Here is a 13,913-nt window from a genome sequence, read left to right on the forward strand (position 1 = left end):
TCGTGGCGTTGATGATTACTGACGAGTGCATCAACTGCGATGTCTGCGAACCCGCCTGCCCGAACAACGCGATCAGCATGGGCGAGGAGTTCTACAAGATCGAGCCGTCCAAGTGCACCGAGTGCGTGGGCCATTTCGACGAGCCGCAGTGCGTGACCCTGTGCCCCGTGGCCTGCATCCCGGTCAACCCCGCTCACATCGAAAGCCGCGAGGCGTTGCTGCAGAAGTACGAGCGGTTGACCACGGCCGCTTGAGCCTGCGGCCTCAGCGCCGCGGGATGTAGGCCGCGCCGTCCAGCCACAGCGTGCTGCCGGGCTGGTCAGGGTCGGTGATCAGCACGCGCTGCTCGCGCGAGCCGTCTTCGTAGTCGATGTGCAGCAGCAGGCCGTCCATGTGGTAGCGGCCGGCGCGCTCGCTCGGGCCGCCCTGTGTGGTGACGGCGGTGCTGCCTGCCTGGCCCGTGCTGCCCACCGTGCCATGGCGCAGCACGCGGCCGCCGGGGCTGAAGCGGTACTCGTCCACCACCGTGACCGACTGGCTGCCGCCGGCCGCGAGGTTACCGGTGCCGGCGGTGCTGCGATAGTGGCCGTTCAGCGCCAGGTTGGCCGGCAGGCGCGCGTAGGTCTTGCTGAAGGGCAGGGCGGTCCACTGGCCACCCTTGAGCGCCTGCAACTGGCCGCCGTGGCGGCGCCAGCGGCTCCAGGCGTCCGGCTTGGCGGCGCGGTGTGCGGCCAGCCCGCCGGCATGGCGCAGGCCGCGCACCTCGGTCAGCAGCTCACCGTTCTTGAACAGCACGACCGGGTAGACGTCCAGCGCGATAAAGCCGCCCAGACCCATCTTGGGACGCGTGGCAAAGCCGAAGCTGTCGATGTCGGCGACGTCGGCGCCCGGGCCGACGGACAGCTCGGCACGCGTGGTGGGCGTAGCCGGGGCAGCGGCCTCACGCGGCGGCGGAGCCAGCGGCGCAATGCGGGAGAACTGCGCTTCCGGCAACTGGGCCAGCGCGAGTGCGGCGCTGCAGTCGCTCGCGCCTTGGCTGCGCGCCAGTTGCACGATGCGGGTGGCAGCGCTTTCCATTGCAGCGGCGGTGCCGGCGCCGGTGCGCCAGGCGTAGATGCGCTCCCGCACGGCATCCACGGCCTGCTCGTCCCGCCAGCGCTGCAGCTGGGCCTGCTGGGCCGCGCTGTAGCGCCCGGCACAGCCGGCATCCAGGCGGTCGAAGCCGGCGAGCACGATGCTGGCCTGCAGCAGAGCGGGGTCGGGTGCCGGCGGGGCGGCGACGGCCGTGGCGGTGATGAGCCCGAGCAGGCAGGCAGTGGCGAGGCGCGGCAGGGGCATCGTGGCAGATCGTCAACATAGGGCCGCCAGTGGAGCGGCCCGCCGCGCGACCGGCAATACCTAGTTCGCGAACACCGCGCGCAGCACTGCCGCCAGGCGCGCAGCAGCCAGGGTCAGCTGGCGGCGCTTGATCTCGGCCATCCGCTCCTCGTAGCCGGCCGGCAGCGTGGTGGGCCAGACCTCGCCCTGGCGCGGTCCGTAGCTCAGGCCAGCCAGCGCCGCGCGGGCCTGCGCCAGCGACTGCTCAGCCCACTGGGCGGGCCAGCTCGTCAGCGCGCCTGCCGTGGGCTCGACCTGCCGTGCCGCGCCCAGCCAGGGCGCGTCGACACCCTCGGACGCCAGCGTGGCCGGCACGTTGTCCCACACGCTGTGCAGGTTGGGCATGCGCCAGCCGGCCGCCACGGCCGCCAAGCCGGCCGCGCCGGTGGGCGGGCGAGCCGGGATGACGAGCTGGTTGCTGCCGCGCGTGAAGGTGGCGCGGTCCAGGCCGGTCTCGTCGGGATCCACGGGCTGGCCCTGGGCGTCCAAGTAGACGGAGCCCACGTGCAGCGGCTGGTGCAGGTCGCCCACCACATGGGCCAGCACCAGCAGCGCCTCGCGCGGCGACGCAAAGCCGAACGGTGCCGGTGACGGCTCGCCCTGCAGCACGCGTATGGCCGCCACCGCCGCGCCGACGATGTCGTCCGGCCGGGCGCCGGTGATGCCGGGCTGGTAGCGAGTGCGCTGGTAGGCCAGGTTGGCATAGTGGTAGCCGCGGTGGCAGTCCTCGGCGCCGGGGGCCGGGTTGCATTGCCGCAGGTTGCGTTGCACGAAGGCGCGCAGCTCGGCGATGCCGGCCTCGGTCTCGAAGGGCGCGCATTCAGCGTAGCGGCCGCGGGTGGTGTAGTCGAAGTCGCGCGCCGGGTCGATGCCGCGCGCGCAGTCGGCCCACACGCTCACCTGGGCCAGCGTGACGTCGCCCAGCAGCTGCGTGACGCGTGCGGCCGCCGGCGTGCCGGCGAGGAGTTGCGTGGTGAGCGTGCCGATGGTCTGGTGGCCTTGGCCACTCCAGGCGTGCACGGCGGAGGTGAGGCTGCAGCTCAGCAGCAGGGCGGCACAAAGGCGGCGCATGAACATCCTTCAGTCGATCAGGGCCGCTATCTTGCCTGCCTGGAAATGCTGGTCGATAAAGTCGGCCAGCCCGTCGAATACCGCGTCCAGCGGCCGCCCGGTCTGGCCGAACAATGCTTGCAGCACGGCCGGCTGCTCGAACAGGCCGTGGGCGTACACGCCCAGCACCCGGCCGTCGCGGCAGTCCTGCCAGCCGATGGGCTCGCCAGCCGCGTTGCGCAGCGCGACCTGCGGCGCTGGCAGGCCCGGGTGCGGCTGCGTGCGGCCGTGGCGGATCTCGTAGCCTGTGGTTTGCACGCCGGCCAGCGCGGCCCAGGGGCCGCCGACGGCGTCGAAGCGCAGCGCCGTGTTGCTGAGCAGCTTCTCGGGCGCGAATACGGTCACCAGCGGCAGCAGGCCCAGTCCCGGCGCGTTGCCGTCCAGGCCGTGTGGGTCCACCAGCGCCTCGCCCAGCATCTGCAGTCCACCGCAGATGCCCAGGATACGGCCGGGGTGGGCGCTGAGCGCGGCATCCAGCCGCTGCGCGCGTAGCCAGGCCAGGTCGGCCGCCGTGGCCTTGCTGCCGGGCAGGATGACCCAGTCAGCGTCCACAAGGTCACGCGGTTCGCGCGCCCAGCTCAGGCGCACGCCGGGCAGCTGGCGCAGCGGCTGGAATTCGTCGAGATTGGACAGCCGCGGGTAGGCGATGACGGCGATGTGCAGCCCGCTGCCGGTGCTGGCGTCGTCGAACACACCGTCCTCCTCGGGCAGCCCGTGGCCGCGCCACATCGGCAGCGTGGCGATGGTGGGCACGCCGGTCAGCTGCTGCAGCTGCTCGGGGCCGGGCGCCAGCAGGCCGGCGTCGCCGCGGAAGCGGTTCAGCACGAAGCCCCGGACTTGCGCGCGCACGTCCTCGGGCATCAGCTGGTGCGTGCCGTACAGGTGGGCGAAGGCACCGCCGCGGTCGATATCCGTCACCAGCAGGCAGGCCGCGCGGGCGTCGCGCGCCGTGCCCAGGTTCACGTAGTCGCTGGGCGCCAGGTTGATCTCGGCCGGCGAGCCGGCGCCCTCGATGACGACGACGTCGTTCTCGCCCAGCAGCTCGTGCAGCGCAGCACGGGCGTGGGGCTGGAGCAGCGCACTGCGCTCCCGCCACGGCATGCGGGAGAGCTGCGCATCCACTTCGCCCAGCACGACGACCTGGCTCTGCGTGTCGGCCTCGGGCTTGAGCAGCACGGGGTTCATGCGCACCTCGGGCACGCGGCGTGCGGCCAGCGCCTGGAAGTACTGCGCGCTGCCGATCTCGCCCATCAGGCCGTAGCCGGGCGCCGGGCCGCTCCCAAGCCCGGCGGCGTCCCCTCGGGGGACCGCTGCTGTACGCAGCAGAGAGGGGCCAGGCAGGCCTGGCACGACGCGCGCGTTGTTGCTCATGTTCTGCGCCTTGAACGGCGCCACCTTCAGGCCCTGCCGCGCGTACCAGCGGCACAGCGCCGTGGCCAGCCAGCTCTTGCCGGCGCCGCTGGTGGTGCCCAGCACCATGACGGCCTTGCCTCGACTCATGGTGCACCCTTCGCGCTGCGCGCTGTCCCGCCAAGCGGGAGTTGAGCCCATTCGGGCGGCCGAGCGTGGCTCATGAATCTTCTCCCTCGATTTCAAGCACGGCCTGCTGCAGCGCCTGCTGCGCGGCCGGTGGCTGGGCCGACACGCGCACCCAGCCTTCCAGCCCGAACGAGGCCGCGTCGCGCACGCGGATGCCGCGTTCGCGCAGCCGCAGCGCGTAGTCGGGCCGCGGGGGGCGGGCCAGCCAGAAGTTGGTGTCGCTGGCGCGTTGCTGCCAGTCCAGGTCGGCCAGCAGCGCGCGCTGCGCGGCGGTCCAGTCGCGCAGCGTGGCGCGGGCGTCGGCCAGCCATCGCTGCGTGTCGTCGCTCGGCCAGTGCGTCAGCATCGCGACGCCCTCGGCCGACAGCACCCAGCTCGGCGCCAGCGACAGCGCATGTGCCCAGACCGCATCCGCGGCCGGTGCGATGGCGTAGCCGGCGCGGATGCCCGTCAGCCCCAATGCCTTGTTCGGGCAGACGAGCTGCCAGGCGCCGGGCGGCAGCGCCGGTGTGCTGCCCTGCAGCCGCAGCGGCTCGTAGGCGCGGTCGACGATGACCATGTGCCCGTCCAGCGCCGGCCAGGCCGGCACGCTCGCGCCAGTCGGGTTGCAGGGCTCGCAGATCCATACCAGCGCGGGGGCTTGCGGTGTGATGTCGGCGGGCAGGGCGTAGGGCTTCACGGCCAGGCCCAGCGCCCGCGCGGCCAGCGCGTAGTCGCCAAAGCCCGGCTGCGGCACCCACACCTCGCGGTGGCCGGCGAGCAGGGCGGCCAGCGTCAGCCGGCGTATGCCCTCGGCGCCGCCGGCGGTGGGCAGCACCAGCTCGTCATGGCCCAGCCGGCGGCGCAGAGCGCGGTAGGCCGGGTCGGGGTACAGGCGCCGGTCCGCCGCCTGTACGGCGGCCAGCAGCGCAGGTGGCGGGCCCAGCGGGCTGGCGTTGGTGGAGAAATCGAACGCCGCCGTCGGCCCGTCGTCGGGGCCGCCGTGTTCGGGCAGCAGGGGAGGGTTCATGACCTCAATGTCCAGGCGAGCAGGGCGATCAGTGCGGCGCCCAGGGCCACAGCGTGCCACGCCACCGCGCGCGCCGCCTGCAGGTCATCGGATGCGGGCTGCCGGCCGTCGGCGTTCAGCGTGTAGACGCCCGGCTTGCCCAGCCGCAGGCCCAGCCGCAGCGCCATCGCGGCCATGGGCCAGCCGCTGTTGGGCGACGGCGTGCGGCGTGCTTCGCGCAGCAGCCGCAGCGAGGGCAGCGCGATGAGTAGCGCCGTCAGCCGCGCGGGAATCCACGACAGCACGTCGTCCGCCCGCGCCGCCCACTTGCCGCTCCACTCGCGCTCGTCGCGGTAGCCCCACATCGCATCGGCCGTGTTCGCGAAGCGGTAGATCGCCGCGCCGGGCAGGCCCAGGATGGCGAACCAGAACAGCGGCGCGACGACCGAGTCGTTGAGGTTCTCGGCCAGCGTCTCGATGGCCGCCTCGCGCACCTCGGTGGCAGTCAGCGCCGACGTGTCGCGGCTGACGAGGCGCGACAGCCGCGCGCGGCCGGCGTCCAGCGACCCGGCCAGCGCCGTCTCCACGGCCACCGCTTCGTCGGCCAGCATGCGCCACGCGAGCAGCGGCTTCAGCAGCAGGCCCAGCAGCAGCGCGGCGCCTGCAAGCCGCAGCGGTGACGCCCAGGGCTGCAGGGCCATCAGCACCCAGCCCTCCAGCCACAGCGCGACGAAGGCGACGAGCGCCGCGCCAGCGATCCAGGCCAGCGCACCGGCGATGAACGCGAGCGCCGGCGGCAGTCGGGTCAGCTTGAACAGGCCCAGGTAGCGCCCCATGCCGACGACCGGATGCATCCACGCCGGCGGCTCGCCGAGGCGGTCCACCAGCAGGGCGATGAGGATGGACAGGGTCAGCAGCCAGGCCATCACAACGGCGGCAATCGGGCCAGCAGGCCGGTTTTCAAACAGGCGGGCCGGCGGCTCCACGCGAGCAGGCCATCACTGGATTCGGCATGCTGGACGGCCACGTCCAGCAGCGCGTCGACGCTCACCGCGTCGGGCGCCAGTTGTCCGAACAGATAGCTTTGTTTGCCAATGCCCTGCAGCGCCGCCGTGCAGCTCTGCTTGCAGGCGGCCATGCAGGCCTGGCCGCGGATGGGCACCGTGCAGTCGCGCGCCAGCGCCTCGTTCTCGACGGCCTCCAGCAGCGCCTGGCCCTGGCCGTCGTTGCAGGTCGTGCAGATCGTCAGCACGCTCAATCCTCGATCCCCCGCTGCGCCGGCACGCCGGCCTTGAAGTGGTGCTTCACCATCGTCATCTCGGTCACCGTGTCGGCCAGGGCTATCAGCTCATCCGGCGCGCCGCGGCCGGTCAGCACCACGTGCACGTGAGTGGGCCGTTCGCGCAGGCAGGTGAGCACCTGCTCCAGCGGCACCCAGCCATAGCGCAGCGGGTACATGATCTCGTCCAGCACGACGAGGAAATGGTCGCCGCTGCGGATGGTGGCCTCGGCGCGGGCCCAGCCTTCGCGGGCCAGCTCGGCGCTGTGGTCCAGGTCCTTGCTCTTCCACGAGAAGCCGTCGCCCAGGCCGATGATGGGCACGCCCAGCTTCTCGAAGATGCGGTGCTCGCCGAAGCGGGCGCTCGGCACCTTCATGAACTGGTAGATCAGCACCGGCTTGCCGCGGCCGTGCGCGCGTAGCGCGAGGCCGAAGGCGGCCGTGCTCTTGCCCTTGCCTTTGCCGGTGTGCACCAGCACCAGGCCGCGGCGCTCGCCGGTGGGGATGATGCGTTCGCGGTCGACGGGTGGTTGTTCGATCTCCATGGCGGCTCTAGCCCTCGTTCCAGTGGTTGTCCATCAACAGCTCGGACAGCGGCCGGCCCTGGCGCCAGCCCTGTTGCTCCAGCATCGGTGCGTCGTAGAAGCGCTCGACCGGCCCCAGGCACAGCAGCCCCAGCGGCTGCGCGCCCGCGGGCAGGCGCAAGAGGTCGGCCAGCGGCGCGGGCTCGACCATCGAGACCCAGCCCAGGCCCAGATTCTCCGCACGCGCGGCCAGCCAGAGGTTCTGCACGGCGCAGCCGGCCGAGCACAGCGCCATCTCGCGCGGCAGTGTGCGGCGGCCGAACACGGTGCCGTCGTCAGGCGGCAGCACCAGCGCCAGCAGCTCGGCGCAGTCGCGCAGGCCCTCGACCTTCAGGCGCAGGAACTCGGCGCTGCGCTCGCCAAGCGCTGCGGCGGTGGCCTGGCGCTCGGCTTCCACCAACGCGGCGATCTGCTCGCGCAGCGCGGCATCGGTGATGCGGATGACGCGCCACGGCTGCATCAGCCCCACCGACGGCGCCTGGTGCAGCGCCTGCAGCAGCCGCTGCAGCTGCGCCGCGGGCACGGCCTGGCCGGGCTTGAAGTGGCGCGTGTCGCGCCGCAGCGCGATGGCGCGGTAGACCGCGTCGCGCTGCTCGTCGTCGAAGTGGTGCTGTGCGTCCATCGTCGGTTTCAGAAGGCGGCGCGCCAGCTGATGCGCACGGCGCGCGGCTCCATCGGATGCACCAGCCGGCCGGCAATGCCCTCGCCGCCACCGCAACCGGCGCCTTCGGCGCGCGTGCAGGCCTCACCCCAGTACTCGATGTCGTTGGCGCGACGGTCGAACAGGTTCAGCACGTCCAGGCTCAGCTCGTGGCCCGCCGCGAAGCGCCAGCCCATCTTGAGGTTGGCCGTCCAGTTGGCACGCGAGGTCTCCTGGCCGGTTTCCTCCAGGTCGTAGCTGCCGATGTAGCGCAGCTTGACGCCGGCGAACCACGGGCCGGACGGCTTCACGGTGGCGGCCAGCGACGCGTTGAAGGGCACTGCGTTGGGCACGCGGTTGCCGCCGTTCTCTGCTGCGACGAAGCACGCGCGCGACCAGGCCATGTCGGCATCCACCAGCAGCCACGGCCAGGGCGCGAAGTCGTTGGACCACTCCAGCCCGCGGCGGCGCGACGCGCCCCGCGCCTCGGTCACGCCGGCGTCGCCGACGAACACCAGCTCCGACGCCAGCCTGGCCTGCCACAGCACGAGGCTGCTGTTCCAGCCGCGCGCCGGCTGCGTGCGCAGGCCCACCTCCTGGCTCTGCGTGCGTGCCAGCAGCGGCAGCAGCGCCTGCGCCTCGCCGTCGTTGGGATTGGTGGCGCTGGTGGCGCCGCGCACGTCGTTGGAGCGCAAGCCCTTGCTCCATTGCGCGTACAGCTCGAGGTTGGCGGAGGCGCGGGCGATCAGGCCCAGCTTGGGGCTCCACAGCGTCTTGCTGGCGCGGCCGCCGTTGGCCATGTTGAACTCGCCTGCCAGCGCCGCGTTGCGCGTCTTCAAGCGGTCCCAGCGCAGGCCGGCGTGGGCGCGCAGCCAGGGCGTCACGCGATACCGTGCCTCGCCGAACAGGCCCAGCAGGTCCTGCTCGACCCGGTCCTCGCGCACGGTGTGCGTGCGCTGGCGGTTCACCGTGTCGTAGAGGCCGAGCTGGCCGATGCGGTCGTGGCGCCATTGCAGGCCCCAGCCCAGTTCCAGGTTGGGGGCCGGCGCCAGCAGCGTGTGCTTGAACTGGCCACCCCACAGCTTGCGGTGGTCGGCCTGCTCGTGCTGGTCGCCGTCGGCGCCGTTGATGAAGCCGGACGGGCCGGAAAACAGGTTCAGGCCGTAGTCGACGACGTAGCCGCTGGCGCGCCATTCCTGCGCGGCGTCGCTGCGTGCCCATTCGGCGCTGAGGCTGTGGCGGTGGGTCTCGCCGCCGTCGTTGGCGAGCAGCGTGCCGTAGCGCCCGATCTCGCCGTTGGCTATGGCGCGCTCCGGCACGTGCTCGCTGGCACGCCAACGTGCTCTGTAGCTCAGCAGGCTGATCGCCAGGCCGTTGTCCGCGTCACCGCGGGACAGGCGCAGCACGCCGTTGCCGCGGTGCAGGTCTTCGGGCTGGGCCCAGGGGCCGTCGTAGCGGCTGGCTTCCAGCGCACCCAGCAGCCGCCATTCGCCCGTGGGGCCGACGGCCGTGTCGGCCGCCACCAGGCCGCGGCGGTAGCCATGCTCGCCCAGCGACACCTCGGTGAACGGCGCATCCAGCCGGCGCTGGTAGGCCACGCGGGCCGAGCCGGTGGTGACGAAGTCGCCGTCCTCGGTGGCGTAGCTGCCCTTGCGGTACTGCAGGCTGGACACCAGTTCCGGGATCAGGAAGTTCAGGTCCATGTAGCCCTGGCCGTGGGCATGGCTGGCCATGTTGACCGGCATGCCTAGCACGCTGGTCGCGAAGTCGCTGCCGTGGTCGAGGTTGAAGCCGCGCAGGAAGTACTGGTTGGCCTTGCCGTCGCCGCTGTGCTGCGTGACCAGCATGCCCGGCATGGCCTCCAGCAGTTCGGCCGGGCGCAGCAGCGGGCGGCGCTCCAGGCGCTCGGCCTTGACCTCGCCTTCGGACGCGCTGTCGGCGGCGCCCAGCCGGGCGCGGCCTTGCACCTGCACGGTGTCGAGTTGTTCCTGGGCCTGGGCGGTGCTGATCAGCAGCAGCGCGGCCAGTGCGATGGGGTGGGGGGTTCTCATGCGGTCGTGGCCGGGCGGCGGCGGTGCTGCCAGGCGGCGCCCAGGCTCATCAGCAGCGCCATTGCCACCCAGGCGAGCGCCTGCGACAGGCGGTCGGCCAGCGGCGTGGCGGGCGGTGGGAGAGGTTGCTGGCGCTCCAGCAGCAGGCCGCGCGTGGGCGGCGGCTCGGCGGGGGCGGCGGCTTGTGGGGCGGGCTGCGGTGAGGGGCGCGCCAGCTCGCGCACCGGCGCCAACGTCTGGTCGGCTGCCCACTGGCGCACGCTGTGCAGTTCCTGATGCAGCGGCGCGTCCTTCGTCAGCGTGCGGTAGGTGGCGGCGAGCTGCTCGCGGGTGACTTGATCGGGCTTCCAGTAGCCCAGCCGCTCGGCCTGGATCATGCGTTCCAGTGCCTGCGCATAGGCCTGCTTGTTCTGTTGCAGCCACTGCGGCAGGCCGAGGTTCTGCTTGTCGCGCACGAGGTTGTCGAACAGGCTCTGCCAGTGGTCGGGCCGCACCGTCTCGGGCGCGATGGCCTGCCAGCCGAAGGTGTACTGCACGGCCTTCAGCACCTGCAGCGTGCCGGCCCAGCCCTCGGCCTGCTGGGCCTTCAGCCAGCCGGGGTGCAGGTAGCGCGTCTGCATCTCCAGCGCGATGCCGCGGGACGCGCTCTCGGTGTGCGTCTCGCTGGCGTCCTGCAGCTGGCTGACGTGCAGCGACAGGCCCTCCTTGCGGCCGGCCGCGCGCGCCGCGGCGGACAGGCCGCCGAGGTACTGGAACGGGTCGTCCGAGCTGAGCATGGAGTACAGGTGCGAGCTGCGCGACATCAGCGCGGCGTCGCTGCGCTTCAGGTGCGCGCCCAGCGCCTGCGCGGCCGCGGCGGGGCGCGACAGCTTCAGCGGCTCGCCGTTCACATAAGGCTGGCTCATGCGCTGCAGGAACAGCTGGCCCAGCCGCGCGTCGCCGGCCTTCAGGCCGTCGGCCTGCGCGGCCTCGGCGATGCCGGTGCCGTAGTCGCCCGTGGCGTTGCCGAATACGCGCGCACGGCCCAGCGCCTGCGCGTCGGCGGCGGGCACGCCTTGCTTGCGCAACTCGGCCGCGACGGCGGCGCTGTGCGTGGCGACGCTGCCGTCGGGCTCGGCGGTGGCCACCGCAGCGACGGCCTGGTCCAGCAGGGCCATCAACGCAGGGAACTGGTCGCGGTAGGAGCCGGTGATGCTGAGCAGCACGTCCACGCGTGGCCGCCCGCCCTTCAGCTCGGCGGCGGGCAGCAGCTTCACGCCGGTGGGCCGGCCGCTGTCGTCCCACACCGGCGCCACGCCCAGCGCGACCAAGGCCTGGGCCTCCATCAGCCCCTGGTGGCGCAGCGTCTCGCCGGCCCACAGGCTGAGCGCGAGGCGGCTCGGCGCGTGGCCTTGCCTCGCCTGTTCGGCATACCAGGTCTCGAACAGCGACTTGGCCACCTCGTAGGCCTGCTTGGTCGGCAGCCGGTTCGGGTCCAGCCCGGCGAGGTTGCGGCCGGTGGGCAGGCTGTCGGGGTTGCGCAGCGGGTCGCCGCCGTAGGCCGCGGGCAGGAAGCGGCCGTCCAGCGCGGCCAGCAGGCCGGGCATCTCGCCCTCGGTGGCGAGGCGCCGCTCCAGTTCCTGCGCGCGCTCGGCCAGCTTCAGCAGCGCAGGGCTGTCGATGGGCTTGCGCGCGGCGCGGTTGGGCACGTAGCCGTCGGGCTCGGGCGGTCTGAGGTCGAGCACGCTGGCAGCCTGCGCGTCCCTCAACGCCACCTCCAGCCAGCGCCCGGGCCGCGAGCCGGCCACGCGTTCGTGGTCGATGAGGAAGGCCTCGTCGATGTCCTCGCCCAGCGCGTCGATGAGCGGCTGGCGCAGCATCTGCAGGATGGTCGTGCGGCGCGCGGCCACATCGGGCACCTGGCCGAACACCGCCAGCCCTTGAGGCTGCGAGCTTTGCGCCAGACGGTCCAGCCAGGGGTGCAGCAGCTCCAGGAAGCCGGCGAAGTTGGCGGCGATCTGCTCGGCCGTCCAGCCCAGGTCGCGGTGCAGCTGGTGCTCGACGAACTGCGCCACCATCTGCCGCTCCAGCGCCTGGCGCGTGGGGCCGGCGTCCACCGTCTCCCATTCGTGCATCAGCTCGTGCATGTGGGCCATGCGCGCGTTGAAGCCGGCCGGCGCGAAGCTGGGCGTGCGGTGGCTCACCATGAGCGCGCGGCCGCGGCGCTTGGCGGTGAGGCCCTCGCCGAGGTTGTCGACGATGTAGGGGTAGATGACCGGCACGTCGCCCAGCGGCAGCAGCGCCTCGTCCATCACGTCCAGCGCGCGCAGCTTGCCGGGCGCCCATTCCTGCGTGCCGTGCGTGCCGAAGTGGATCAGCGCGTCGGCCTGGCGGGCCCACAGGTAGGTGGCCAGGTAGTGGTGCGACAAGGGCGTCTTGCTCTTGTGCATGAACGGGTCCTGCCCGCGCTTGAGCGTCTCCTCGCGCGGCGGCTGCGGCAGCACGCTCAGGTGGCCGCGCTGCAGCCGCGGGATGACGAACACCTTGCGGCCGTGCTGTTCGATGACGTAGCGGCTGCTGCCCGGGGCGCCCCACTGGGCCTGGATGCGCTGGCGCAACTGGGCGGGCAGCGTGGCGAACCAGGCCTCGTACTCGGCCACCGGCAGCGCGGCGGCCTGGTCGGCGGCCAGCAGCGCGCGCAGGTCGGCACCGGGGTAGTAGGCGGCGATCAGCGGCTTCAGGTTGCTGATCCACTCCGCCTCGGCCAGTGGCTGCACGTGGTAGCCGGCGCTCAGCAGCCCCTGCGACACGTTCTCCAGGCTGCGCGGCACGTTCAGGAAGCTGGCGCCGAAATGGTCGCCGCCCGGCGGGTAGTTGTAGACGAAGGCGACGAGCCGCTTGTCGGCCACCGGCTTGCGCTGCAGCGTGATGAGATGGCGGGCCTTGGCCGCAACGGCGTCGGCTTGCCGCGTGATGAGACGCGGCTCGCGGCCGCGTTCGCCGTGGGCCACCACCAGCAGCGGGTCGATGGCACCGGCGCCCTCGGGCTGCGCGAAGTAGAAGGGCAGGTCGCTCATGCCGAGGCCCGTCTCGCTGGCCTCCCAGTCGGCGGCCGGGCCGGCGCGGTAAGGCAGCGTCTGCAGCACCGGCACGCGCCAGCGCTCGAACAGCGGCTGCAGCGCGCCGGCCTGTGGCAGCAGCGCGTGGTTGACGATGATGGCGGCGTGCGGCTTGCCGCCCGGCTGCTCCATCAGCGGCGCGAGCGCGTCGCCGGCCAGGTGCGACGAGAACACCGCATAGGCGAACAGGCCCTGGCGCTCGAAGCGGCGCAGCCAGTCGTCCACCCAGCCGGTGGCGCCCTGCACGAAGTGGTAGCGGTGCAGCAGCAGCGCCACGGCCGGGCGGTCGCCCTGGCCGTGCCCCTGCGCCCAGCGGGCCAGGTCTTGCGCGTTGGCCACGAGGGGTTGCGGTCCGGGCAGCCCGGGGTGGTAGATGCCACGTTGCGGCAGCAGCGTCGGTGCGGCCAGGCTGTCGGGCGCGGCGCCCTTCAGCAGCGCGAAGGCCGCGCGCGTGTTGGCCACGCCGCCGGCCTGCAGGTAGGCGCGCAGGCTGCGGTCGCCGGCTGCGGGTTCGCCGGCCGGCACCCAGGTGGCGGGCTTGCCGGCGCGCGTGACGGCGTCGCCGACGAGGCTTTGCAGTTTGGCCTCCACGCTGGCGTGCGGCGCGTCTATCCACACCGCGTTCGCGGCCTTCAGCGCGCGTTGCAGCTCGTGGGTCTGGGCGTTGTCCAGCGCCGCGGTGCGCAGCGGGTAGTCCAGCGACTGAACCGTCACGCCCGCCGCCGCGGCCTCTCGTTCGATCAGCGCGTGGCGGGTCTGCGGCGTGATGTCCAGCGTGATGAACAGCAGGTTGTTCGCAGCCTGTGCGGCCGCTGCCGCCAGCATCAGGGCGGCGGCCAGGAGCAGGCGCTTCACGGCTGGCTGGCCCCGGCTTCGGGCACGTAGATGATGTTGCCGTCCTTCAGCTTGTAGGCCACGCCGGCGCGCACGCCCTGGCCCTCGCTGCTGCCGCCGTTGCCTTTGAAGCGGACCTCCTGGCCCTTCTCGCGCACGACGATCTCCATGTCGGGCTCGCCGGGGCGCTTGATGATGGTGACGTTCTCGTCGGCCGCCGCCTGCTGCTGCAGCGCCACGGCGGTCAGCAGCGCCACCACCAGCACGAGGAACACGTCCACGAGGTTGACGGCCGACAGCATCGGGTCGTCGTCTTCCTCGGCGAGGATTGACAGGTGTTTCATGCGCGCGCTCCCTGGCGAGACGGGTTGTTCGGGCCGAGCGCCGGGCCGCTCCCAAGCCGGCCCATCGGG

At 72.6% G+C, this 13,913-nt stretch carries 12 protein-coding genes; 1 reads left to right on the plus strand and 11 read right to left on the minus strand.

Annotated features, from left to right (window positions below; translation table 11 throughout):
* The first annotated feature begins 2 nt into the window (after positions 1–2).
* Entirely contained in the window at positions 3–254 is a 252-nt protein-coding gene (locus ACG0Z3_RS15500; protein ID WP_394398979.1) for a YfhL family 4Fe-4S dicluster ferredoxin, read from the plus strand.
* 10 nt (positions 255–264) lie between these two features.
* On the opposite strand, the gene ACG0Z3_RS15505 is transcribed toward ACG0Z3_RS15500, so the two are convergent.
* The 11 genes from ACG0Z3_RS15505 to ACG0Z3_RS15555 form a co-directional block, all read right to left on the minus strand.
* Entirely contained in the window at positions 265–1,338 is a 1,074-nt protein-coding gene (locus tag ACG0Z3_RS15505) for a hypothetical protein (RefSeq protein WP_394398981.1), read from the minus strand.
* A gap of 60 nt (positions 1,339–1,398) precedes the next feature.
* Entirely contained in the window at positions 1,399–2,448 is a 1,050-nt protein-coding gene (locus ACG0Z3_RS15510; protein ID WP_394398983.1) for a S1/P1 nuclease, read from the minus strand.
* Between the two features lie 9 nt (positions 2,449–2,457).
* Complete coding sequence (locus ACG0Z3_RS15515) at positions 2,458–3,987, minus strand: cobyric acid synthase (protein WP_394398985.1); 1,530 nt, start codon at positions 3,985–3,987, stop codon at positions 2,458–2,460.
* Between the two features lie 70 nt (positions 3,988–4,057).
* A complete protein-coding gene (locus tag ACG0Z3_RS15520) occupies positions 4,058–5,035 on the minus strand; it encodes an aminotransferase class I/II-fold pyridoxal phosphate-dependent enzyme (protein ID WP_394398987.1) in 978 nt (325 codons plus the stop codon).
* A complete protein-coding gene (cbiB, locus tag ACG0Z3_RS15525; protein WP_394398989.1) occupies positions 5,032–5,940 on the minus strand; it encodes an adenosylcobinamide-phosphate synthase CbiB in 909 nt (302 codons plus the stop codon). The genes ACG0Z3_RS15520 and cbiB overlap by 4 nt, the downstream gene beginning before the upstream one ends.
* Complete coding sequence (locus ACG0Z3_RS15530) at positions 5,940–6,266, minus strand: DUF1636 family protein (RefSeq protein ID WP_394398991.1); 327 nt, start codon at positions 6,264–6,266, stop codon at positions 5,940–5,942. Before ACG0Z3_RS15530 ends, cbiB begins: the two co-directional genes overlap by 1 nt.
* A 2-nt stretch (positions 6,267–6,268) precedes the next feature.
* Positions 6,269–6,838: a cob(I)yrinic acid a,c-diamide adenosyltransferase gene (cobO, locus tag ACG0Z3_RS15535; RefSeq protein ID WP_394398993.1), complete on the minus strand. Its 570-nt coding sequence runs from the start codon at positions 6,836–6,838 to the stop codon at positions 6,269–6,271.
* A 7-nt stretch (positions 6,839–6,845) separates the two neighbouring features.
* Positions 6,846–7,499: a 5,6-dimethylbenzimidazole synthase gene (gene bluB, locus ACG0Z3_RS15540; RefSeq protein WP_394398995.1), complete on the minus strand. Its 654-nt coding sequence runs from the start codon at positions 7,497–7,499 to the stop codon at positions 6,846–6,848.
* An 8-nt stretch (positions 7,500–7,507) separates the two neighbouring features.
* Positions 7,508–9,568, minus strand: a complete 2,061-nt coding sequence (locus tag ACG0Z3_RS15545; protein ID WP_394398997.1) for a TonB-dependent receptor — start codon at positions 9,566–9,568, stop codon at positions 7,508–7,510.
* Entirely contained in the window at positions 9,565–13,521 is a 3,957-nt protein-coding gene (gene cobN, locus ACG0Z3_RS15550) for a cobaltochelatase subunit CobN (RefSeq protein ID WP_394398999.1), read from the minus strand. Before cobN ends, ACG0Z3_RS15545 begins: the two co-directional genes overlap by 4 nt.
* The gene (locus ACG0Z3_RS15555) at positions 13,518–13,844 is read right to left on the minus strand and encodes a DUF2149 domain-containing protein (RefSeq protein WP_394399001.1); all 327 of its coding nucleotides are present in this window, start codon (positions 13,842–13,844) and stop codon (positions 13,518–13,520) included. Before ACG0Z3_RS15555 ends, cobN begins: the two co-directional genes overlap by 4 nt.
* Positions 13,845–13,913 lie beyond the last annotated feature (69 nt).

The sequence above is a fragment of the Pelomonas margarita genome, assembly GCF_043555875.1.
GTDB lineage: Bacteria > Pseudomonadota > Gammaproteobacteria > Burkholderiales > Burkholderiaceae_C > Pelomonas > Pelomonas margarita.

What these genes read in the sequence shown, in the direction of transcription:
- ACG0Z3_RS15505 (WP_394398981.1), bottom strand. Translation starts at nt 1,338, where the DNA reads ATGCCCCTGCCGCGCCTCGCCACTGCCTGCCTGCTCGGGCTCATCACC.
- ACG0Z3_RS15510 (WP_394398983.1), bottom strand. Translation starts at nt 2,448, where the DNA reads ATGCGCCGCCTTTGTGCCGCCCTGCTGCTGAGCTGCAGCCTCACCTCC.
- ACG0Z3_RS15515 (WP_394398985.1), bottom strand. Translation starts at nt 3,987, where the DNA reads ATGAGTCGAGGCAAGGCCGTCATGGTGCTGGGCACCACCAGCGGCGCC.
- ACG0Z3_RS15520 (WP_394398987.1), bottom strand. Translation starts at nt 5,035, where the DNA reads ATGAACCCTCCCCTGCTGCCCGAACACGGCGGCCCCGACGACGGGCCG.
- cbiB (WP_394398989.1), bottom strand. Translation starts at nt 5,940, where the DNA reads ATGGCCTGGCTGCTGACCCTGTCCATCCTCATCGCCCTGCTGGTGGAC.
- cobO (WP_394398993.1), bottom strand. Translation starts at nt 6,838, where the DNA reads ATGGAGATCGAACAACCACCCGTCGACCGCGAACGCATCATCCCCACC.
- bluB (WP_394398995.1), bottom strand. Translation starts at nt 7,499, where the DNA reads ATGGACGCACAGCACCACTTCGACGACGAGCAGCGCGACGCGGTCTAC.
- ACG0Z3_RS15545 (WP_394398997.1), bottom strand. Translation starts at nt 9,568, where the DNA reads ATGAGAACCCCCCACCCCATCGCACTGGCCGCGCTGCTGCTGATCAGC.
- ACG0Z3_RS15555 (WP_394399001.1), bottom strand. Translation starts at nt 13,844, where the DNA reads ATGAAACACCTGTCAATCCTCGCCGAGGAAGACGACGACCCGATGCTG.